Source organism: uncultured Williamsia sp. (assembly GCF_947494875.1).
Taxonomy (GTDB): domain Bacteria; phylum Actinomycetota; class Actinomycetes; order Mycobacteriales; family Mycobacteriaceae; genus Williamsia_A.
The window spans coordinates 192,613-213,343 of record NZ_CANLWM010000009.1; the positions used below are offsets into that span (position 1 = coordinate 192,613).

Genomic DNA, 20,731 nt, shown 5'->3' on the forward strand with positions numbered 1-20,731 from the left:
GTGGACGCAGGGCGGACGTCGGCCGGGGGGGCCGGGCGGGCGGACGGCTTCGGCGCGAGGGCGTGGGTGGGTCAGGCGCCGTGCAGCGGCGTCATCCAGCCGTGGGTGTCGGCGAACGTCCCGCGCTGGATCCCGGTGAGCGTGTCGCGCAGGGCCGTGGTCACCTGGCCCGGGTTGCCGTCGCCGACCGTGTAGTCGTCGGAGTCGCCGGCGACGCGGCCGACGGGGGTGATGACCGCGGCGGTGCCGCAGGCGAACACCTCGGTGATGTCTCCGGAGGCCACACCCTTGCGGAGCTCCTCGACGGAGACCTTGCGCTCCTCGACGGCGATCCCTGCGTCGACCGACAGCGTCAGCAGCGAGTCGCGGGTGACACCGGGCAGCAGCGACCCCGACAGTTCCGGGGTGACGAGACGCGCGTCGGCGCCCGACCCGAAGACGAAGAACAGGTTCATGCCGCCCATCTCCTCGATGAAACGGCGCTCGATGGCGTCGAGCCAGACGACCTGCTCACACCCGTGCTCGGCGGCCTGCGCCTGCGCGAGAAGCGACGCCGCGTAGTTGCCGCCGGTCTTCGCGTCACCGATGCCCCCCGGCGCCGCGCGCACGTACTCCGACGACAGCCAGACGCTGACCGGCTTGAGGCCACCCGGGAAGTAGGCGCCGGCCGGCGAGGCGATGACGATGTAGGTGTACGTGTGCGACGGCCGCACGCCCAGGGCGGGGTCCGTCGCGAACATGAACGGCCGCAGGTACAGCGAGTCCTCGCCACCGGCGGCCGGCACCCATTCGTGATCCGCGTCGAGCAGCGCCCGCAGTGAACCGAGGAAGTCCTCCTCGGGCAACTCCGGCATCGCCAGGCGCCGCGCCGACGAGTTCAGCCGACGCGCGTTGGCGTCGGGCCGGAACGACGCGATGGTGCCGTCCGGCTGCCGGTAGGCCTTCAGTCCCTCGAAGATCTCCTGCGCGTAGTGCAGGACCATCGCCGACGGGTCGAGTGCGATGGGTCCGTAGGGCTCGACCCTCGGTGAGTGCCAACCGCGGTCGCCGTCGAAGTCGATCATGACCATGTGGTCGGTGAAGTGGTTGCCGAACCCCGGAGCCTGCAGGATCTCCGCGCGTCGCGAGGCCGGGGTGGGCTGCGGGTGCTCGATCCGGGTGAGCTCCATGGTCATGGGGCGATCGTAGACCCCGTACCGTTCGCCCCACCCGCCCCACACGCGCCGGGGACGGGCCGCGCTGTCAGCGGGTGCGCACGTCCACGAACGGCGGCGCGACGACCTCGCACTCCAGACCGCGGCCGCGCACATCGACGAGGACGGTGTCACCGTCGGAGACCTCGGCGGCGGTGTCGATCAACGCCAGCGCGATCCCCTGCTTCAGCGACGGCGAGAACGTGCCCGACGTGCACACCCCGATGTCGGCGCCGGAGGTGGTCTGGACCTGGCAGTCGGCGCGCGGGACCCCGCGGCCGGCGGCACGCAGACCGCGGAGGCGGCGGGTCGGGCCGGACTCCTTCTCCGCGAGCAGGGCGTCCCGACCGAAGAACTCGGGCTTCTTCCACCCGACCGCCCACCCGCAGCGCGCCTGCACCGGGCTGATGTCGAGGGACAGCTCGTGGCCGTGCAGCGGGTAGCCCATCTCGGTGCGCAGGGTGTCGCGGGCGCCGAGGCCGGCGGGGAGTCCACCGGCCGCGGTGACCGACGCCAGGACGGCGTCGAAGACGGCCGCGGTGTCGTCCCAGGCCGGCAGCAGCTCGTATCCGTGTTCGCCGGTGTATCCGGTGCGGCACACGCGGACACGCCGGGTGCTGCCACCCACCTCGATGTCGGCGTCGACGAATCCCATGTAGTCCATGTCCGACGGGAGCCCGACCTCGGCGAGCACGTCCTGCGAACGCGGGCCCTGCACGGCGAGCACCCCGAAATCGCGGTGACGATCCACGACGCTGATGTCGTCCGGTGCGGCGGCGGCGAGCGCGGCGACGACCGCCGCGGTGTTCGCCGCGTTCGGCACCAGGAAGATCTCGTCGTCGCCCACGCGATAGGCGATGAGGTCGTCGACGACACCGCCGGAGGCGTCGGCGCAGAGGGTGTACTGCGCGCGGCCCGCCTCGATGCGGTCGAGATCGTTGGTGAGGCAGCGGTTCACGAACGCCGCGGCGCCCGGCCCGGTCACCGAGGCCTTCCCGAGATGGCTGACGTCGAAGAGCCCGACGGTCTCGCGGACGGTGGTGTGTTCGGCCACCGTGCCCGAATAGGAGAGCGGCATCGACCACCCGCTGAACTCCGCGAACGTCGCCCCGAGGGCGGTGTGGACGTCGGTGATCGGACCCGGGATCGGCGCATCGGACATGCCCGACACCCTAGAGGGAGGCGTCGCCCCACGCGGGTCGCGCCGTCCCGCGTCGCCCGTAGGCTGGGCGGTCGCAGACCGTCCCACCCGAAAGGCGCACCGTGACCACCTCTTCCGACGCCCGCCGCCTCGGCCCCGATCTCCGTGTCGCGCACGATCTCGCGGCCGACGTCCTCGTCGTGGGACTCCTCTCCGGGTCCGACGACGGTTCGCCTCGTGTCGCCGGATCGGGCCTGTCGCAGGACGCCGCCGACGCGGTCGCGACCGCGGCCGCCGCGGTGGGAGCCACCGGCGCCGTCGGACAGACCCATCGCGTCCCCGCGCCGGACGGGGTCGACGCCACGAGCGTGGTCACGGTCGGACTCGGCGGCGACGCGGACGTCACCGGCGACGCCGTACGCCAGGCCGCCGGCACCGCGGCACGCGGACTCGACGGTGTCGCGAGTGCGGTCACCACGCTCTCGACGCTCGACCTGTCCGCCGCGGCCGAGGGATTCTTCCTCGGCGCATACCGGTTCGAGGAGTTCCGGTCGCAGAAGTCGCGGTCGTCGACCACACCGCTGGGGTCCGTGGCCCTCGTCGCCGCCGACGACGCGCAGGACGCGGACGCCGTCGTCGACCACGCGCGGCACGTCGCCGAGGCCGTCGCGATCGCCCGCGACTTCGTCAACACCCCGCCGAGTCACCTCTACCCCGACGAGTTCGCGCGCCGCGCCGCCGACCTCGGCCGCGACGCCGGCCTCGAGGTCGAGGTCCTCGACGACGATGCGCTGCGCGCAGGCGGGTACGGCGGGATCGTGGGCGTGGGCAAGGGCTCGTCGCGACAGCCTCGCCTTGTCCGGCTGGCCCACCGCAGCGGTGTGGACGACGCCCGCACCGTCGCGCTCGTCGGCAAGGGCATCACCTTCGACACCGGCGGCATCTCCATCAAGCCCGCCGCGAACATGGAGAACATGACGTCGGACATGGGTGGCGCCGCCGCCGTCGTCGCGACGGTGGTGCTCGCCGCGCGTCTCGGTGTCGGCGTCGACGTGATCGCGACCGTGCCCATGGCGGAGAACATGCCGTCGTCGACCGCCCAGCGCCCCGGCGACGTCCTCACCCAGTACGGCGGGACGACCGTGGAGGTGCTCAACACCGACGCGGAGGGGCGTCTGATCCTGGCCGACGCCATCGTCCGCGCCGTCGAGGACGAGCCCGACTACCTCATCGACACCGCGACCCTCACCGGCGCGCAGATGGTCGCGCTCGGCGCACGCACACCGGGCGTGATGGGCACCGACGATTTCCGGGACCGTGTCGCGGAGATCTCGCGGCGCGTCGGGGAGCACGGGTGGCCGATGCCGTTCCCGGAGGAGCTCCGGGCCGACCTCAAGTCCCGTGTGGCCGACCTCGCCAACGTCACCAACCACCGCAACGGCGGGATGCTGGCGGCGGGCATCTTCCTGCGTGAATTCGTCCCGGCGGGGCTGGACTGGGCGCACGTCGACATCGCCGGGCCGGCGTTCAACACCGGCGGACCGTGGGGCCACACGCCCAAGGGCGGAACCGGCGTGCCGGTGCGCACGATGATCGCCGTCATCGAGGACATCGCGGCGAACGGCTGACCCGTCCGCGGGCAGCTGCGCACGACCCCGGGCGAGACGTGGCGGGGGTCACCGTCGGAGAGGCCGCTACAGGTAGGGTTTTCCCGGAGGGCGTGGCCGCATCATGTCGCGCCCGATTGCACGCCCGCGTCACCTCACCCGTGGTGAGCGGAACCGACGATCACACACCGGATCTCGAGTCGAGGAGTCGACAGACATGGCCTTCTCCGTCCAGATGCCCGCTCTCGGCGAGAGCGTCACCGAGGGAACAGTCACCCGCTGGCTGAAGCAGGAGGGGGACACGGTCACCGAGGACGAGCCGCTGCTGGAGGTCTCGACCGACAAGGTCGACACCGAGATCCCGGCGCCCGCCTCGGGTGTGCTGACGAAGATCATCGCGCAGGAGGACGACGTCGTCGAGGTCGGTGGCGACCTGGCCGAGATCGGCGAGGAGGGCGAGTCGCCCTCCGGCGGTGACGACTCCGGCAGCGACGACGCGTCCGACGATTCCTCGGACGACGACGAGGCCGGTGGCACGGCGCCCGCCGACGAGTCCGGCGACTCCCCCGCCGACGAGCCCGAGCCGTCCGCCGACGCCGACGAGCCCGCGAAGAAGCCGACCGCCGGCGCCGATTCCGGCGGTGACGGCACCGACGTGACGATGCCGGAACTCGGCGAGTCCGTCACCGAGGGCACGGTCACCAACTGGCTGAAGTCCGTCGGCGACGAGGTCGCCGAGGACGAGCCGCTGCTCGAGGTCTCCACCGACAAGGTCGACACCGAGATCCCCTCGCCGGTCGCGGGCACCCTGCTCGAGATCGTCGCGAACGAGGACGACGTGGTCGAGGTCGGTGGCCGGCTGGCCGTCATCGGATCCGGCAGCCCGGCGTCCTCCGGCGGTTCGTCGGACGACGACTCCGACGACTCCGCGTCCGCGCCGTCCTCCGACGACTCCGGTTCCGACTCCGCCGACGCCGACACCGACTCCGGCAGCTCCGACGCCGGCAAGGAGTCCGTCGCCTCCGAGTCGGACACGTCCCCGCAGCCCGAGCCCGACTCCTCGTCGGAGGACTCGGCCCCGAAGCAGGAGTCGGCCCCGAGGCAGGAGTCGTCCTCCGGTGGCGACTCGTCGCGCTCGCAGCCCGAGACCCTGTCCTCGACGCCGTACGTCACCCCGCTGGTGCGCAAGCTGGCGCAGGAGAACAACGTCGACCTGGACTCGGTGAAGGGCACCGGCGTCGGAGGCCGCATCCGCAAGCAGGACGTGTTGGCCGCCGCCGAGGAGTCGAAGAAGCCCGCCGAGCAGGCCGCCCCGGCCGCGAGCGCGCCGTCGACCCCCGCACCGTCGACGCCGAGCACCCCGTCGGCGCCGAAGGGTGTCCGCCCCGAGCTCGCCTCGCTGCGCGGGACCACGCAGAAGGTCAACCGGATCCGTCTCATCACGGCGAAGAAGACCCGCGAGTCGCTGCAGACCAGCGCCCAGCTGACGCAGGTGTTCGAGGTCGACCTGACCCGCGTCGTCGCCCTGCGTGCCGCAGCGAAGGCGTCGTTCAAGTCCTCCGAGGGCGTGAACCTGACCTATCTGCCGATCATCGCGAAGGCGACCGTGGAGGCGCTCAAGGCGCACCCGAACGTCAACGCCAGCATCGACGAGGACGCCAAGGAGATCACCTACCACGGGTCGGTGAACCTGGGCATCGCCGTCGACACGGAGCAGGGGCTGCTCTCGCCGGTCATCCACAACGCCGACGACCTGTCGATCGCCGGGCTCGCCCGCGCCATCGCGGACATCGCGTCGCGGGCCCGGGAGAACAAGCTCAAGCCCGACGAGCTGGCCGGTGGCACGTTCACCATCACGAACATCGGTAGCCAGGGCGCCCTGTTCGACACCCCGATCCTGGTGCCGCCGCAGGCGGCCATGCTCGGGACCGGCGCCATCGTCAAGCGGCCCACCGTCATCACCTCCGACGACGGCTCCGAGTCGATCGCGGTGCGGTCGATGTCGTTCCTGCCGCTGACCTACGACCACCGCCTCATCGACGGTGCGGACGCCGGTCGGTTCCTGACCACGGTCAAGCATCGGCTCGAGGAAGCGGCGTTCGGGGCCGAGCTGGGGCTGTAGGCCGCATGCGAGTGGTGGTCGCCGGCTCGTCCGGCCTCATCGGCACGGCGCTCGTCTCCGCGCTGCGGGACGGCGGACACGATGTGTCCCGTCTGGTCCGCCGCGAACCGCGTTCGGACGACGAGATCGGGTGGGCGCCGGAGACCTTCGGCCTCACCGACGACGCGCTCGAGGGTGTGGACGCCGTGATCAACCTGTGCGGCGTCGGCATCGCGAGTCGCCCGTGGTCGGGTCAGTTCAAGCAGGAGCTGCGCGACAGCCGGATCATCCCCACGCAGGTGCTCGCCGACGCGATCGTCGAACACGAGGTGCCGACCTTCATCAGCGCGAGCGCCACCGGGTTCTACGGATTCACCGGCGACGACGAACGCACGGAGAGCAGCCCTCGGGGCAGCGGGTTCCTGGCGGACCTCTCCGCCGACTGGGAGCGCACGGCCTCGCTGGCCACCTCGGCGCGCGTCGTCCATCTGCGCACGGCACCCGCGTTCTCCCGCTCGGGCGGTCTTCTCGGTCCGCTGCGGCCGCTGTTCAAGGCCGGGCTGGGCGCGAGGTTGGGCGACGGGAAGCAGTGGTTCCCGTGGATCACCCTCACCGACCACGTCCGGGCGGTACAGCACGTGTTGACCGGCGAGATGGCGGGTCCGGTGAACATCACCTCTCCGCAGCCGGTCACCAACGCCGAGTTCACCGCCGCCTTCGGACGTGCCGTGCACCGGCCCGCGTTCTTCCGAGCACCCCGCGCGGTGCTGCGTGTGGCGGGCGGCGAGCTCGCGCTGGAGATGCTGCTCGGCGGACAGCGCGCGGTGCCGACGGTGCTGCAGGACAGTGGGTTCACCTTCACCCACCCCACCGTCGACGACGGCCTGCGGTGGGCGAACGGGAGCGACCGGTGAGCGGCGCGCGTCGCGACCCCGCCGCCCTCGAGGTCCGGTCGATGGGCGTCGTCGACTACGCCGAGGCGTTCGAGGTCCAGCACCGGCTCGCGGGCGAGCGCGCCGACGGCACCCTCGACCACGACGTCCTGCTGCTGCTGGAACACCCGCCGGTGTACACCGCGGGCAAGCGCACCGAGCCCGGCGACCGTCCGGTCGACGGGACACCGGTCGTCGAGGTCGACCGCGGCGGCAAGATCACCTGGCACGGCCCCGGTCAGCTGGTGGGCTACCCGATCGTCGCGCTCGCCGAGCCCCTCGACGTCGTCGACTACGTGCGCCGCATCGAGGAGGCCATGATCAGCGTCTGCGCCGCCCGGGGCGTGGATGCCGGGCGGGTCGACGGTCGCAGCGGCGCCTGGGTCGCCGCCGATCCGGCGACGGGGCGCCCGGAGCGCAAGGTCGCCGCGATCGGCATCCGCGTCGCCCGCGGGGTCGCGCTCCACGGGTTCGCGCTGAACTGCGATCCCGATCTCGGTGCCTTCTCCTCGATCGTCCCGTGCGGCATACCGGACGCCGGGGTCACGTCGCTGACCGCCGAGCTCGGGCGCCACGTCGGCGTCGACGACGTGCGGGAGGCCGTCGCGGCGGCCGTCGCGGACGCACTCGACGGCCCCCGACCGCGGACCGGTGCGCAGGATCGGCCGCGCGTAGCATCGACGCAGTGACATCGCACTCGCCGGACACCACCACCGCTTCCCAGGACACCGCGCCCGGAGGGCGGAAACTGCTGCGTCTCGAGGTGCGCAACGCGCAGACCCCGATCGAACGCAAGCCGGAGTGGATCCGCACCCGCGCGACGATGGGACCGGAGTTCACCGAGCTCAAGAAGCTGGTGAAGCGCGAGGGCCTGCACACGGTGTGCGAGGAGGCCGGGTGCCCGAACATCTACGAGTGCTGGGAGGACCGCGAGGCCACCTTCCTCATCGGTGGCGAGCAGTGCACCCGGCGCTGCGACTTCTGCCAGATCGACACCGGCAAGCCCGCCGAACTCGACCGCGACGAGCCGCGGCGTGTGGCCGAGAGCGTGCAGGCGATGGGCCTGCGCTACTCGACCATCACCGGCGTCGCCCGCGATGACCTGCCCGACGGCGGCGCGTGGCTCTACGCCGAGACGGTGCGCCAGATCCACGCGCTGAACCCGGGCACCGGGGTGGAGAACCTCATCCCCGATTTCACCGGTGACGCCGACCAGCTCGCCGAGGTGTTCGACTCGCGCCCCGAGGTTCTCGCGCACAACCTGGAGACGGTGCCGCGCATCTTCAAGCGCATCCGGCCCGCGTTCCGGTACGACCGCTCGCTGGGTGTCCTCACCGCCGCCCGTGACGCCGGTCTCGTCACCAAGTCCAACCTGATCCTGGGCATGGGCGAGACGCCGGAGGAGATCCGCGAGGCCCTGGCCGACCTGCACGAGGCCGGCTGCGACATCGTCACGATCACCCAGTACCTCCGCCCGTCGCCGCGTCACCATCCGGTCGACCGGTGGGTCAAGCCCGAGGAGTTCGTCGAGCACTCGCAGTACGCCGAGGAGCTCGGGTTCGCCGGTGTGATGGCCGGTCCGCTGGTGCGGTCGTCCTACCGCGCGGGCCGCCTCTACGCGCAGGCGATGCGTCGTCACGGGCGCGAGCTGCCCGCCGCGATGGCCCACCTCGCCGACGAGTCCGGCGCGGCGCAGGAAGCCACCTCGGTGCTGGAGCGCCTCGCACGCTGACCGGCGTCTCCGCCTCTGGCGGAGGGTCGGGCCCGGTCCCCTATCCTGGGTGCCATGGCGAAGGCAGATGCGTCGAAAGAGGCGAAGGCGGCGGCCAAGGCCGCCCGCAAGCAGGCGTCGCGCGATCGGCGCAAGCAGCTCTGGCAGGCGTTCCAGATGCAGCGCAAGGACGACAAGCTGCTGCTGCCCCTGATGATCGGCGCTCTGCTGGTCTCGACCGCGGTGTTCGTCGTCGTCGGGCTCGTCGTCGGCCTGCTGTGGTTCCTGCTCCCGCTGGGCATCGTCCTCGGCGTGCTGATCGCCTTCATCATCTTCGGTCGCCGCGTGCAGAGCAGTGTGTTCCGCAAGGCCGAGGGTCAGGCCGGTGCCGCGGGGTGGGCGCTGGACAACATGCGCGGCCGGTGGCGGGTCAAGCAGGCCGTCACGGGCACCGCCCACCTCGACGCCGTGCACCGCGTGATCGGCAAGCCCGGCGTGATCCTCGTCGGTGAGGGGTCCCCGGCCCGTGTGCGGCAGCTGCTCGCGCAGGAGAAGAAGAAGATCGCCCGGGTCGTCGGCGACACCCCCATCTACGACGTCGTCGTCGGCAACGACGATGGCCAGGTCCCGCTGAAGCGTCTCGAGCGCCACCTCAACAAGTTGCCGAACAACATCGACGGCAAGCGGATCGACGCCCTCGAGGGTCGCCTCGCCGCACTCGGCGGACGTCAGGCCGGCCCCGGTGTGCCCAAGGGTCCGATGCCCGCGGGCGCGAAGATGCGCAACGTCGCCCGCACCGCCCGGCGGCGCTGACCCGGACTCAGCGCGGCTCGCCGGCCGCCGTCACGCGGCCGACGCCGGTGATCCGCAGCGGGAACTCCGGGCGGATCCTCCCGATCGCGAAGTCGACGCGGGCACCGGTCGCATCGCGGATGGTCTGTTCGAACACTTGCACCGGACTGCCCGGCGCGACGTCGAGGGTGTCGGCCACCCACGGGGCCGCGGGGTGCGCGCTGAGGTCGATGTCGTGGCTCGCCACGTCGACGCCGTGGTCGTCGAGCAGCGCGTAGAAGTCCCCGGTGAACGACGCGGCCGCGAGCCCGTCCGCCTCGGGCGCCCGGAGGTGGTTGGTGATGACCCCCATCGGCCGACCGTGCGCGTGCAACACGTAGGTCATGCAGAGCATGTCGTCGCCGGCGCCCACGCCGTCGAGGCGCGCCGCGACCACCGGTGGGGCCGGGACACGGTCCCACGACAGCACTTGCGACGTCATGGCGATGTCGCCGACGTGCTCTGCCAACGACTCCCCGCCGGGCAGACTGCCGTCGACCGTGCGGTGGTCCCCCACGACGAGGGTCCCGCGTCCCCGACGGCGCTCGATGATGCCCTCGTCGGCGAGCAACGCCAGCGCCGCGCGGATCACGTCGCGTGATGCCCGGTACTCGCGCATCAACGCCGCCTCGTCGGCGAGGCGGGCGCTGTCGGTCCCGACCGGCCGGTCGGTGAGCGAGACGCGGAGCAGATCGCTCAACCGGCCGATCTCCAGGCGACGAGACCCCGACGTCCGCGGATCGGCGCGGCACACCGAGGGCGGATGCTCGTGTCGCGGGACCATGCCTCGACTGTGCAGCCCCGATGCGACGGCGGCGAAAGATCGTGGTTGCCGGTGGGTTACGCCGCGTCCGTCACCGCGATGTCCGCGACCGGCGGCACGGCACGATGCCAGTCGCTGCGCTCCTGCACCGCGACGCCCGCGGCGAGCACACCCGCCTCGTCGAACGGTCGGCCCGCCACCTGCAGGCCCAGCGGCAAGCCGTCGGCGCTGAAGCCCATGGGCAGCGACATCGCCGGGTTGCCGATGCAGTCCCAGTACTGGGTGTGGATGGTCGCGAAGTCGTCGCCCTCGACGACGTCGACCGCGCGCGTGAGCGGCGACGCGCCGGTGGCACAGGTCGGGGTGACGACGAGGTCGACGTCGGTGTACAGCTCGGCCATCTGTTGCTGGGCGACCTGTCGGACCCGTTGCGCCTGCACGTAGTCGGCGCCGGTGAACGCCAGGCCGGCCGCGACCAGCGCGCGCGTCTCGGTGAAGTAGTCCGACCAGTGCGCGCGCAGGTCACCCAGGTGATACGCGAGCGCCTCGCTGAGCATGATGACCATGTTCGCCGCACGCATCTCGGCGTAGAGGGGCAGCTGGACCGGGACGGCGGTCGCGCCGGCGTCCTCCAGCAGGGTCACCGCGTCCGCGAACAACCGCTGCGTCATCGGGTCGGCTGCATCGCCGGCCTCGTCGACGAGCGAGGCCACGCCGACACGTTTCCCGCGCAGGTCCCCCGATAGGCCGCCGACGACCGGCGTGTGGTCGGTGTCGATCGAGGTGAGATCCGACGGGTGATGCCCGGCGATCACGTCGAGGACGGCGGCACAGTCCGCCGCCGAGCGCGCCATCGGCCCGATGTGGTCGAGCGTGAAACCCAGCGGGACGCATCCCGACTTCGGCACCCGCCCGAATGTCGGCATCAGCCCGGTGATCCCGCAGTAGGCGGCGGGGATGCGGATGCTGCCCGCGGTGTCGGTGCCGAGCGCGGCGAACACCATGCCCGTGGAGACGGCACTGCCAGACCCCGAACTCGACCCGCCCGCCCAGCGGCTCAGATCCCATGGGTTGCGAGGGATCGGGAACGGCTTCTCCTCGTCCGGGGCACCGATGGCGAACTCCATCGTCGTCAGCTTGCCGACGATCACGGCGCCGGCCTCCCGCAGGCGGGACACCACGACTGCGTCCTCGGGATTCCACGCGGCGTCATGCACGAGGCTCTGCGCCGTGGTCGGTCCCTCGGTCGTCGTGATGATGTCCTTCACCCCGACCGGGATGCCGTGCAGGGGCCCCCGGATGTGCCCGGCGCGCAACTCGGCGTCGGCGCGGGCGGCTGCGTCACGGGCCTGGTCGTCGAAACGGCTGACGAAGCTGCCGACCTCCGGGTCGATCCGGTCGGTGCGGGCGATCGCCTCCTCGGTCAGCTGCGCGGAGGTGACCTCGCCTCGTCGCAGACGTTCGGCGGTGCCGACGATGTCCGGCAGTGCGTCCATCACCGATCACCCCCGGTGGGCACCCGCGGGTCCAGTGCGATCGCCGGGACGGCGTAGCGCGCGGCGGGCGTCGCATGGAGCATCTCGGCCAGTGGCCGGAACGCCGCGATCGTGCCCGCCAGGCGTGCACGGTCAGCGGCGTCCATCGACAGTCCGTGACCGGCGATCACGGCCTCGGCGTACGCCTCGGATGGGTGGTCGGACATGGCAGGCCCTCCTCGTCGGGATCACCGAGGAACTCGGTGACACCCAGCGAACGACGGACCCGTGTTACGCGGCCACCGCAGCACGCAACGATCAGGTTTCGCGGGCGACACAACGCCATGAGCTGCGACGATCCCGACCGGAGGCCGGGTTACGCGGGTCAGCGCGTGCGGACGAGAGCCGTCCCGGTCGCGCGATCGTGCAGTCCGCGGCCGTCCGCGTCGTTGAGCAGCGGAGGAACGATGAACACGATCAGCAGCTGCCGGAAGAACGCGCGGACGATGCCGACGCGGCCGGCCCCGTCGACGCGCACCACCTGCAACCCGACGAGGAACTGCCCGGGCGTGAACGAGAACATCGAGACGGCCAACAGACCGACGACGAACCAGATGCCGAGCACGACGGTAGACAGCGACTGCGACAGGAACCCCACGAACAGCAGCGAGACGCCGTAACACATCACCCAGTCGACGAAGAGGCCGAGCACACGCGGCCACGACGACGCCAGAGATCCCGGACCGGACTCCCCGAACCCGAGCTTCTCGCCCCGCCAGGCGCCCGTGTCGGCGGCCTGATCCATGCCCGCCTGCGGGCCGGACAGCCAGGAACCGAGAGTTCTGCTCATGCCTCGATGATAGGGAACGCGCAGGAGAAGCGGCCGTGACGATAGTGTGAGGGCCGCATCATCCCGTCTGTAGAGAAGGAGCCACCGACAGGTGTACAGCTCAAAGGAAGAACTCCTCGAGGGCATCAAGTCCGAGGGAGTCGAGTACGTCGACATCCGGTTCTGTGATCTGCCCGGTGTCATGCAGCACTTCTCGATCCCCGCATCGGCCTTCGACGAGAGTGTGTTCGAGGACGGCCTGGCGTTCGACGGTTCGTCCGTCCGCGGTTTCCAGTCGATCGACGAGTCGGACATGATGCTCCTGCCCGACCCCGCCACGGCGCGGATCGACCCGTTCCGCAAGGCCAAGACGATGAACATCAGCTTCTTCGTCCACGACCCCTTCACCCGCGAGGCGTACAGCCGCGACCCGCGCAACATCGCGCGCAAGGCCGAGGACTACCTGGCCTCGACCGGCGTCGCCGACACCTGCTTCTTCGGCGCCGAGGCCGAGTTCTACATCTTCGACTCGGTGCAGTTCGGGTCGGAGATGAACGGCACCTTCTACGAGATCGAGTCGGAGTCGGGCTGGTGGAACACCGGTTCGCCCACCGATCCCGACGGCAGCCCCAACCTGGGCTACAAGGTGCGTCCGAAGGGCGGCTACTTCCCGGTCGCCCCCTACGACCACTACGTCGACCTGCGCGACGACATGGCCACGAACCTGCAGAGCGCCGGCTTCGTGCTCGAGCGCGGCCACCACGAGGTCGGCACCGCCGGTCAGGCCGAGATCAACTACAAGTTCAACACCCTGCTGCACGCAGCCGACGACGTGATGCTGTTCAAGTACATCATCAAGAACACGGCCTGGCAGCAGGGCAAGTCGGTCACCTTCATGCCGAAGCCCCTCTTCGGTGACAACGGCTCGGGCATGCACTGCCATCAGTCGCTGTGGAAGGACGGCAAGCCGCTGTTCCACGACGAGGCCGGGTACGCGGGCCTGTCGGACCTGGCGCGCCACTACATCGGCGGCATCCTGCACCACGCGCCGTCGCTGCTGGCGTTCACCAACCCGACGGTGAACTCCTACAAGCGTCTGGTGCCCGGCTACGAGGCCCCGATCAACCTGGTCTACAGCCAGCGCAACCGGTCGGCCTGTGTGCGTATCCCGATCACGGGCAACAACCCGAAGGCCAAGCGCCTCGAGTTCCGCTGCCCCGACAGCTCGGGCAACCCGTACCTGGCGTTCGCGGCCATGATGATGGCCGGGCTCGACGGCATCAAGAACAAGATCGAGCCGCACGAGCCCGTCGACAAGGACCTCTACGAGCTCCCGCCGGAGGAGGCCAAGGGCATCCCGCAGGCCCCGACGCAGCTCTCCGCGGTCATCGACCGCCTCGAGGAGGACCACGAGTACCTCACCGCGGGTGGCGTGTTCACCGAGGACCTGATCGAGACCTGGATCAGCCTCAAGCGCGAGAACGAGATCCTGCCCACGCAGATCCGTCCGCACCCGTACGAGTTCTCGCTGTACTACGACTGCTGAGTCGCCCTCGGCGACAACGCCTCCTCCGCCCGTCCTGCGTCCCGCAGGGCGGGCGGAGTCGTCTCCACGGTCCGTTCCTGGGAGGATCGACGCCATGGCCGTCATCAACGCGAGGTTCCGCGGCAAGCGCCGCGACGGACCGCAGCTGCCACCCGGTCAGTACCTGACCACCGACTTCCCGGTCCTGCAGATCGGCACCACGCCCCGAGTCCTCACCGACCGGTGGTCCCTGTCGGTGACGACGCCCGACGGGCAGGGGCACCGCTGGACGTGGCGGGAATTCCTCGACCTGCCGCAGACCGAGTTCACCGTCGACATCCACTGCGTCACACGATGGTCGAAGCTGGGGACCACCTGGAAGGGCGTCGCGGTCGACACCCTCCTCGAGGCCGCGGGTGCCACCGGTGTCGGGACGCACGTGATGGCGCACAGCTCCGACGGCTACACCACGAACATGCCGCTGGCCGATCTCGTCGGCGTGCAGGCGATGGTCGCGCACACCTTCGACGGGAAACCGCTCGCACCGGAGCACGGTGGGCCGGCACGGCTCGTCATCCCGCACCTGTACTTCTGGAAGAGCGCCAAGTGGGTCAGCGAGATCCACCTCATGGAGGGCGACGAGCCCGGTTTCTGGGAGCGCAACGGGTATCACATGTACGGCGACCCGTGGCTCGAGCAGCGGTATGGCTGACGCGGTGAGGCGATGACGACCTGGCGCGTGGCGACCGTGGTCGGTGCGGTCATGGAATCGGCGACCGCGCGCTCGATCTGGCTGGAGATCCCCGGTCTGCCGACGCCTCGACCCGGTCAGCACATCGACATCCGGCTCACCGCGCCCGACGGCTACTCCACGTCGCGTTCCTACTCGCTGTCCGATGTCCGTGAGGGCGAGACGGTCTCGGTGAGTGTGGAGGAACTCGACGACGGTGAGGTGTCACCGTTCCTCGTGCACGACCTCGAGATCGCGGAACAGGTGGAGGTCGCCGGTCCGGTCGGCATGCAGTTCGTCTGGCCGCCCTCCGAGGCCGACGCGGATCGACCGGTCCAGCTCGTCGGCGGCGGGTCGGGCATCGCGCCGCTGATGTCGATGGTCCGGTGGCGTGAGGCCGCGCGACCCGATGTGCCGATGCGACTGGTGTATTCGACCCGCTCCCCCGACCACGCCTTCTACCGCGACGAGTTCGCGCTGCTGACCTCGACCGGTCGGCTGCGCGTCGACTGGTTCTACAGCCGATCCGCATCGGCGGGGGCCGCCCGTCCGGCCGGACGCATCCGTCGTGACGAGTTCCTCGCGGCGGTGCTGCCGGTCGAGTCGCGGCCCCTGTTCTACCTGTGCGGGGGCAACGAGTACGTCGAGACGCTCGGCGACTGGCTCCTCGACGCCGGATATCCGATCGGCGACATCCGGATCGAGCGCTTTCTCGTCACCTGACCGCGGCGGACGGATACGGTCGGAGGGGACTTCCGGTGCGCGACGACGAAGGGTGGACGACCATGGGTTTCGAGCAGGCGGCGGAGAAGGCCGACGAGGCCGCGGGTCTCGCGAGCATCGCCAAGACACATCTCGACGACGACCGCGGGCACAAGCTGCTCGCCGAGGCGGTCGAGACGTTGTCGCACGCCATCGCCGAACTCGCTCGCGCGCAGGAGGACTGAGCCTCACTCGAACCGCACCGTGGCCACCACCGCCCGGTGATCGGAACCCGGGACCCGCACGCGCACGACCCCGATCGCCCGGACTCCGCGCAGCAGGACGTGGTCGATGCCGATCAACGGCGGGATCCACCGCTTGTGCGCGGGATAGGTCGGCAGCGGTCCGGACCGCGACGCTGCACCGGCGTCGACGAGACCGTCGCCCACCAACGCCCGGAAGGCGGCGTGGTCGTGCGCGGCGTTGAGATCGCCGCCGACGATGACGGGACCCGCACAGCTGTCGACCGCATCACGGATGCGGCGTAGCTCGGCGAGCCACAGCCGCGGTTCGTAGGGATACGGCGGCATCGGGTGCACAGACAGCAGCGTCACCGCTGTCGCGTCGGAGAACTGCACCCGCGCCTGCACCGCCGCACAGGTGAACCCCGACAGCGCGTGCGCGTCGTGCAGTGGGTGCCGCGACCAGAGGCCGGTCCCGGCGCCCTGCGGTGCCGCGACCACGAACCGGTACGGCAGGTGGTGGTCGAGACCCGCGTCGCCCAGGGCGTCGCGACACTCCGGGGTGAGTTCCTGGACGCACAGCAGGTCGACGTCGTGTGCGGCGACGGCCGCCACCACGGCGTCGGCGTCGGCCCGTCCGAGCCACAGGTTCGCCTGCATCACCCGAAGCGCCCCGGGTTCCGGCCGTCGGCGGCGCCAGGATGGGATCAGCGCGCGGCGGTCGTGGACGACGACCGCGGTCAGCACCGCCCCGACAACCGTGGCGGCCCGGCGCCGCCGGGCCGCCGACACCACGGTGGCGACAGGCGCGGTGAGTGCGAGCCACGAGGCGAAACTGGCTGCGGCGACGGGCAGTTGCGCCCTGCCGCGGTAGCGACGCAGAACCGTCGCGGCGCCGGCGACGCCGAGTCCGACGACAACGGCACCGTCGACCGCGGTCGTGCGGCGCGGGCCGGTCACCCGACCGCGAGCGTCGCGACGAGCGCGCGGTGATCGGAGCGGGCGACGTCGGCACTGTGCACATCGGTGGCGACGAAGCCTCGTGAGACGACGTGGTCGATGCCGATGACGGGTCCGTACCATTCGTCGGCCGGGTACGTGGGGAGCCAGCGCCCGCCCGCGGTCTCGGTGGCGTCGGTGTACCCGTCACGCAGGAGATCGCGGAACTGACGGTGGTCCCAGGTGGCGTTGAAGTCGCCGCCGACGAGCACGCGGGCACCCCGCTGGGCGTGTAGTTCGGTGCGGATCCGCTGCATCTCACCCACCCACCGCGCCGAGTCGTAGGGGTAGGGCGGGATCGGGTGCATCGCGTAGACGACGGTGTCCCCCAGCCCCGGGAGTTCGACCGTCGCGCGCAACGAGTTCAGTGCGTAGCCGTCGAGGAGGGTGGTGTCGCGCAGCGGGTACCGGCTGAGGATGGCAGAACCCACCCCACCGGTCCCGGGCACGACATAGCGGTGGGGCATCAGCGTCCGCAGTGACGAGGCCTCGATACGCGCCGCCGCGTCCGGCGTCACCTCGTTGAGCGTCACCACCGTCGCGTCGTGATCGGCGACGATCCGGGCGACGGTGTCGACGTCACCCGCGCCGAGCTTGATGTTGCTCTGCACCAGTGTGATCCGCTGTCCGGTGGGCGCGGTGTGCGCGACCCACAGCGGCACCTGCGTCCACACCCCGGCGGAGACCACGACCACGCCGATGCCCGCGAGGATCCAGCGACGCGCCACCAAGGCCACCACGAGTGCCACCGCGGTGCCGGCCACAGCGATCGGAACCCCGGCGGTGAGCGCCGTCGAGAAGCGGCCACGGCCGGGATACCAGTGGAGCCAGATCGCGGTGATCCCGGCGGCGAGCAGCAGCGTGACGACCACCACCGCGATCACCCGCAGCGCCGACGGCCATCGGCGGCGGCGTGCCGACGGCCGGGCCCGCGTCATCCGCCGAACACCTTGAGCACGACCGCTTTCGCCCGCCGTGTCACGCGCAGGTAGTTGTCGAGGAACTCCGCCGCCTGGTCCTCGGGCCAGCCCGCGGCGTAGGCGACGGCGCGCAGTTGCTGACCCGGCGCAGGCAGCTGATCGATCGCCTTGCCGCGGACCAGGACGATGGCGTTGCGCGCGGCGGTCGCGGTCAGCCACGCCTCCTTGAGCAACGTCACGTCGGTCTCGCTGAGGATCTCGGCCGACCCGATCGCGTCCAGTGTCTGCAGCGTGGAGGTGTTGTGCAGCGACGGCAGGCGGTGGCCGTGACGCAACTGCAGGAGCTGCACGGTCCATTCGACGTCGGCCAGACCGCCGCGGCCGAGTTTGGTGTGGGTGTGCGGATCGGCGCCGCGGGGAAGCCGTTCGGCGTCGATGCGGGCCTTGATGCGTCGGATCTCGCGGACGGCGTCGGGCGACACCCCGCCCTCGGGGTACCGGGTCTTGTCGGCCATGTGCAGGAACGCCATCCCCAGGTCCGGGTCGCCGGCGACCGGGTGTGCCCGCAGCAGGGCCTGGATCTCCCACGGCTGCGCCCACTGGCGGTAGTAGGCCTCGTAGGCGGCGAGGGTGCGCACGACGGGGCCGTTGCGGCCCTCGGGGCGCAGGCCGGTGTCGATCTCCAGCGGCGGGTCCGCGCTCGGTGTGCTCAAGACGGTCCGTACGCGCTCGGCCACGGTGTTGGCCCAGCGGACCGCGCGAGCCTCGTCCGCGGCCCCGTCGGGCCGGCAGACGAACAGGACGTCGGCGTCGGAGCTGTACCCGAGCTCACCGCCACCGAGGCGGCCCATGCCGATGACCGCGATCCGCGCCGGCGCCGCCTCGTCGTCGCGGAGCGAGTCCGCGATGACCGCCTGCAGCGCCGCGTTCAACACGGCGGCCCACACGCTCGACAGCGCCTCGCAGACCGCGGGGACGTCCAGCATGCCGAGGATGTCGGCGGAGGCGACCCGCACGAGCTCGGCGCGACGCAACGAGCGGGCGGCGGCGATGGCGCGCTTGGGATCCCGATGGCGGCGGGCCGAGGCGACGAGCCCGTTGGCGACGTCGCGCAGGGCGACCTCGACGAGCTTCGGTCCGGTCGCCGAGTCGGCGTAGAGCCGGATGACCTCGGGCGAGCGGATGACGAGATCGGAGATGTAGGCGGAGGTGCCGAGCACCCGCATCAGGCGTTCGGCGACCAGGCCGTCGTCCCGCAGGAGCCGCAGGAACCAGTCCTGGTCGGCGAGCTCGTCGCACAGTCGTCGGTAGTTCAGCAGTCCGGCGTCGGGGTCGGGGGTGTTGCTGATCCACTCCAGCAGGGTCGGGAGCAGCAGCTCCTGGATGCGTCCGCGCCGGCCCCGCATCCCGGTGAGCGCACGCAGATGACTCAGGGCGTGTTGGGGTTTCGCGTATCCCAGCGCGGCCAGGCGGCGGGTCGCGGCCTCGTCGGACAACCGCAGACCGTCGACGTCGAGGCGGCTCACCGACTCGAGCAATGGCCGGTAGAACAGCTTCTCGTGCAGTCGGCGGACCCGCTGCGACTGCCGACGGATCTCGGCGCGCAGCGAATCGGCGGCGTCGAGATCGCCCTCGGGGCGGATGTGGGCCGACCGGGCGAGGAACCGCAGCGCCTCGGTGTCGTCGAACTCCGGGAGCAGATGTGTCCGTTTGAGTTTGGTCAACTGCAGTCGGTGCTCGAGGAGGCGGAGGAACTCGTACGACGCGGTGAGGTTCGCGGCGTCGTCGCGGCCCACGTAGCCGCCGGCGTTCAGCGCGGCGAGGGCGTCGACGGTGGAGGCCACGCGCAGCGACTCGTCGGTGCGTCCGTGGACCAGCTGCAGCAACTGCACCGCGAACTCGACGTCGCGGATGCTGCCCCGGCCCAGTTTCAGCTCCCGCGAGCGCAGTTCGGGCGGGACGTTGCTCTCGACGCGTCTGCGCATCGCCTGGACCTCGTGCACGAAGTCCTCACGTTCACACGCCTCCCACACCATCGGGGCAACCGCGTGCAGGTACTCCCACCCCAGCGCCATGTCGCCGGTCATGGGACGCGCCTTGAGCAGCGCCTGGAACTCCCAGGTCTTGGCCCAGCGCTGGTAGTAGGCCAGATGCGAGGTGAGCGTCCGGGTGAGCGCACCCGCCTTGCCCTCGGGCCGCAGGGCCGCGTCGACCTCGAAGAACGCGAGGGACCCGATGCGCATCATCTCCCCCGCGATCCGGGCCGACACCCCGTCGGCCGGTTCGGCGACGAACACCACGTCGACATCGCTGACGTAGTTCAGTTCGCGCGCACCGCATTTGCCCATCGCGATGACAGCGAGCCGTACGGGGACGTCGTCCTCGCCGCACACCGTCCCGATCGCGACGGCGAGCGCCGCGGTGAGTGCGGCGTCGGCGAGGTCGGCGAGGTAGCGACCCACCTCGGGGAACCACACGACGGGCTCGTCCTCGACCGCCGGCGCCACATCACGGGCGGCCATCTGCAGCAGCAGGTCGCGATAGGCCGTCCGCAGGGCGACGACGGCCTGGGGACCGGTGATGCGTGCGCGACACACGCGGTCCTCGGCGCCGACATCCTCGCCGACGGCGGGCACCGCGTCGACGGCGGCGAGTATCGAGCGTTGCATCTCGTCGGCGTCCGGCAGCGTGTCCCTCAGGAGCAGGCGCCAGGTCGTCGACTCCGCGACGAGATGGTCGCCGAGGGGCTCCGACGCCCCCAGCACCGCGAACAGCCGGCCCCGCAGGGTGACGTCCTCACGCAACGCCTTCTCGAGCCCCGACCAGTCGTCGACGACGTCCCGCAGTCGCATGAGGGTGCGCAACGCGAGATCGGGATCGGGCGCACGCGACAGCGACCAGAGCAGCGCGAGATCGGCCGTGGTGGTCCACCCGAGCTCGGCGAGCGCGGCCGGTGCCGACTCGTCGATCAGTCCGAGACGCGCCGGACCCGGCACGACGGTCCGCGACACAGGAGAACTCACGCCACAG

At 71.1% G+C, this 20,731-nt stretch carries 19 protein-coding genes; 10 read left to right on the forward strand and 9 right to left on the reverse strand.

Annotated features, from left to right (window positions below):
- Positions 1-71 precede the first annotated feature (71 nt).
- Together Q1A98_RS20455 and gcvT are read right to left on the reverse strand one after the other, a co-directional pair.
- Positions 72-1,175 carry a branched-chain amino acid aminotransferase gene (locus Q1A98_RS20455; protein ID WP_299576899.1) on the reverse strand — a complete coding sequence of 368 codons (1,104 nt, stop codon included), beginning with the start codon at positions 1,173-1,175 and terminating at the stop codon, positions 72-74.
- 67 nt (positions 1,176-1,242) lie between these two features.
- A complete protein-coding gene (gene gcvT / locus Q1A98_RS20460) occupies positions 1,243-2,355 on the reverse strand; it encodes a glycine cleavage system aminomethyltransferase GcvT (protein ID WP_299576901.1) in 1,113 nt (370 codons plus the stop codon).
- A gap of 101 nt (positions 2,356-2,456) precedes the next feature.
- Between gcvT and Q1A98_RS20465 the strand changes: the two genes are divergently transcribed.
- The 6 genes from Q1A98_RS20465 (at position 2,457) to Q1A98_RS20490 (ending at position 9,498) form a co-directional block, all read left to right on the forward strand.
- On the forward strand, positions 2,457-3,962 hold the full coding sequence (locus Q1A98_RS20465) for a leucyl aminopeptidase (protein ID WP_299576903.1): 1,506 nt from the start codon (positions 2,457-2,459) through the stop codon (positions 3,960-3,962).
- A 196-nt stretch (positions 3,963-4,158) separates the two neighbouring features.
- Positions 4,159-6,063, forward strand: a complete 1,905-nt coding sequence (gene sucB / locus Q1A98_RS20470; protein ID WP_299576905.1) for a 2-oxoglutarate dehydrogenase, E2 component, dihydrolipoamide succinyltransferase — start codon at positions 4,159-4,161, stop codon at positions 6,061-6,063.
- 5 nt (positions 6,064-6,068) lie between these two features.
- Entirely contained in the window at positions 6,069-6,956 is an 888-nt protein-coding gene (locus Q1A98_RS20475; RefSeq protein WP_299576907.1) for a TIGR01777 family oxidoreductase, read from the forward strand.
- Entirely contained in the window at positions 6,953-7,663 is a 711-nt protein-coding gene (lipB, locus tag Q1A98_RS20480; RefSeq protein ID WP_299576909.1) for a lipoyl(octanoyl) transferase LipB, read from the forward strand. Before Q1A98_RS20475 ends, lipB begins: the two co-directional genes overlap by 4 nt.
- Entirely contained in the window at positions 7,660-8,706 is a 1,047-nt protein-coding gene (lipA, locus tag Q1A98_RS20485) for a lipoyl synthase (RefSeq protein WP_299576911.1), read from the forward strand. Before lipB ends, lipA begins: the two co-directional genes overlap by 4 nt.
- Positions 8,707-8,760: 54 nt before the next feature.
- Entirely contained in the window at positions 8,761-9,498 is a 738-nt protein-coding gene (locus tag Q1A98_RS20490) for a DUF4191 domain-containing protein (protein WP_299576913.1), read from the forward strand.
- Between the two features lie 7 nt (positions 9,499-9,505).
- Here the strand turns inward: Q1A98_RS20490 and Q1A98_RS20495 are convergent, their stop codons facing one another.
- The 4 genes from Q1A98_RS20495 to Q1A98_RS20510 all read right to left on the reverse strand — a co-directional run bounded on the left by Q1A98_RS20495 (position 9,506) and on the right by Q1A98_RS20510 (position 12,604).
- Positions 9,506-10,300 (reverse strand): GntR family transcriptional regulator, encoded by a 795-nt coding sequence (locus Q1A98_RS20495; RefSeq protein WP_299576915.1) that lies wholly within the window; start codon positions 10,298-10,300, stop codon positions 9,506-9,508.
- 56 nt (positions 10,301-10,356) lie between these two features.
- Positions 10,357-11,775, reverse strand: coding sequence for an amidase (locus Q1A98_RS20500; RefSeq protein WP_299576917.1), 1,419 nt, complete (start codon positions 11,773-11,775; stop codon positions 10,357-10,359).
- Positions 11,775-11,981: a hypothetical protein gene (locus tag Q1A98_RS20505; RefSeq protein WP_299576919.1), complete on the reverse strand. Its 207-nt coding sequence runs from the start codon at positions 11,979-11,981 to the stop codon at positions 11,775-11,777. Before Q1A98_RS20505 ends, Q1A98_RS20500 begins: the two co-directional genes overlap by 1 nt.
- A gap of 158 nt (positions 11,982-12,139) precedes the next feature.
- Positions 12,140-12,604 carry an RDD family protein gene (locus tag Q1A98_RS20510; RefSeq protein WP_299576921.1) on the reverse strand — a complete coding sequence of 155 codons (465 nt, stop codon included), beginning with the start codon at positions 12,602-12,604 and terminating at the stop codon, positions 12,140-12,142.
- Between the two features lie 91 nt (positions 12,605-12,695).
- Here Q1A98_RS20510 and glnA point away from each other — a divergent pair, with 91 nt between their 5' ends.
- The 4 genes from glnA (at position 12,696) to Q1A98_RS20530 (ending at position 15,785) form a co-directional block, all read left to right on the forward strand.
- On the forward strand, positions 12,696-14,129 hold the full coding sequence (gene glnA / locus Q1A98_RS20515; RefSeq protein ID WP_299576922.1) for a type I glutamate--ammonia ligase: 1,434 nt from the start codon (positions 12,696-12,698) through the stop codon (positions 14,127-14,129).
- A gap of 94 nt (positions 14,130-14,223) precedes the next feature.
- Positions 14,224-14,820 carry a sulfite oxidase-like oxidoreductase gene (locus Q1A98_RS20520; RefSeq protein WP_299576924.1) on the forward strand — a complete coding sequence of 199 codons (597 nt, stop codon included), beginning with the start codon at positions 14,224-14,226 and terminating at the stop codon, positions 14,818-14,820.
- A 12-nt stretch (positions 14,821-14,832) separates the two neighbouring features.
- Entirely contained in the window at positions 14,833-15,561 is a 729-nt protein-coding gene (locus Q1A98_RS20525; RefSeq protein ID WP_299576926.1) for an FAD-binding oxidoreductase, read from the forward strand.
- Between the two features lie 35 nt (positions 15,562-15,596).
- Positions 15,597-15,785, forward strand: coding sequence for a hypothetical protein (locus Q1A98_RS20530; protein ID WP_299576928.1), 189 nt, complete (start codon positions 15,597-15,599; stop codon positions 15,783-15,785).
- 3 nt (positions 15,786-15,788) lie between these two features.
- On the opposite strand, the gene Q1A98_RS20535 is transcribed toward Q1A98_RS20530, so the two are convergent.
- From Q1A98_RS20535 to Q1A98_RS20545, 3 genes are read right to left on the reverse strand one after another with little or no spacing between them, the layout of a single operon-like run.
- The gene (locus Q1A98_RS20535; RefSeq protein WP_299576930.1) at positions 15,789-16,742 is read right to left on the reverse strand and encodes an endonuclease/exonuclease/phosphatase family protein; all 954 of its coding nucleotides are present in this window, start codon (positions 16,740-16,742) and stop codon (positions 15,789-15,791) included.
- Positions 16,739-17,719, reverse strand: a complete 981-nt coding sequence (locus Q1A98_RS20540; RefSeq protein WP_299576932.1) for an endonuclease/exonuclease/phosphatase family protein — start codon at positions 17,717-17,719, stop codon at positions 16,739-16,741. The genes Q1A98_RS20535 and Q1A98_RS20540 overlap by 4 nt, the downstream gene beginning before the upstream one ends.
- Positions 17,716-20,724 (reverse strand): bifunctional [glutamine synthetase] adenylyltransferase/[glutamine synthetase]-adenylyl-L-tyrosine phosphorylase, encoded by a 3,009-nt coding sequence (locus Q1A98_RS20545; protein ID WP_299576934.1) that lies wholly within the window; start codon positions 20,722-20,724, stop codon positions 17,716-17,718. The genes Q1A98_RS20540 and Q1A98_RS20545 overlap by 4 nt, the downstream gene beginning before the upstream one ends.
- Positions 20,725-20,731 lie beyond the last annotated feature (7 nt).

Coding starts and splice junctions, on each gene's coding strand:
- Q1A98_RS20520 (WP_299576924.1), top strand. CDS start 14,224: ATGGCCGTCATCAACGCGAGGTTCCGCGGCAAGCGCCGCGACGGACCG.
- Q1A98_RS20540 (WP_299576932.1), bottom strand. CDS start 17,719: ATGACGCGGGCCCGGCCGTCGGCACGCCGCCGCCGATGGCCGTCGGCG.
- Q1A98_RS20500 (WP_299576917.1), bottom strand. CDS start 11,775: ATGGACGCACTGCCGGACATCGTCGGCACCGCCGAACGTCTGCGACGA.
- Q1A98_RS20475 (WP_299576907.1), top strand. CDS start 6,069: ATGCGAGTGGTGGTCGCCGGCTCGTCCGGCCTCATCGGCACGGCGCTC.
- Q1A98_RS20490 (WP_299576913.1), top strand. CDS start 8,761: ATGGCGAAGGCAGATGCGTCGAAAGAGGCGAAGGCGGCGGCCAAGGCC.
- Q1A98_RS20495 (WP_299576915.1), bottom strand. CDS start 10,300: ATGGTCCCGCGACACGAGCATCCGCCCTCGGTGTGCCGCGCCGATCCG.
- sucB (WP_299576905.1), top strand. CDS start 4,159: ATGGCCTTCTCCGTCCAGATGCCCGCTCTCGGCGAGAGCGTCACCGAG.
- Q1A98_RS20525 (WP_299576926.1), top strand. CDS start 14,833: ATGACGACCTGGCGCGTGGCGACCGTGGTCGGTGCGGTCATGGAATCG.
- gcvT (WP_299576901.1), bottom strand. CDS start 2,355: ATGTCCGATGCGCCGATCCCGGGTCCGATCACCGACGTCCACACCGCC.
- Q1A98_RS20455 (WP_299576899.1), bottom strand. CDS start 1,175: ATGACCATGGAGCTCACCCGGATCGAGCACCCGCAGCCCACCCCGGCC.
- Q1A98_RS20505 (WP_299576919.1), bottom strand. CDS start 11,981: ATGTCCGACCACCCATCCGAGGCGTACGCCGAGGCCGTGATCGCCGGT.
- Q1A98_RS20510 (WP_299576921.1), bottom strand. CDS start 12,604: ATGAGCAGAACTCTCGGTTCCTGGCTGTCCGGCCCGCAGGCGGGCATG.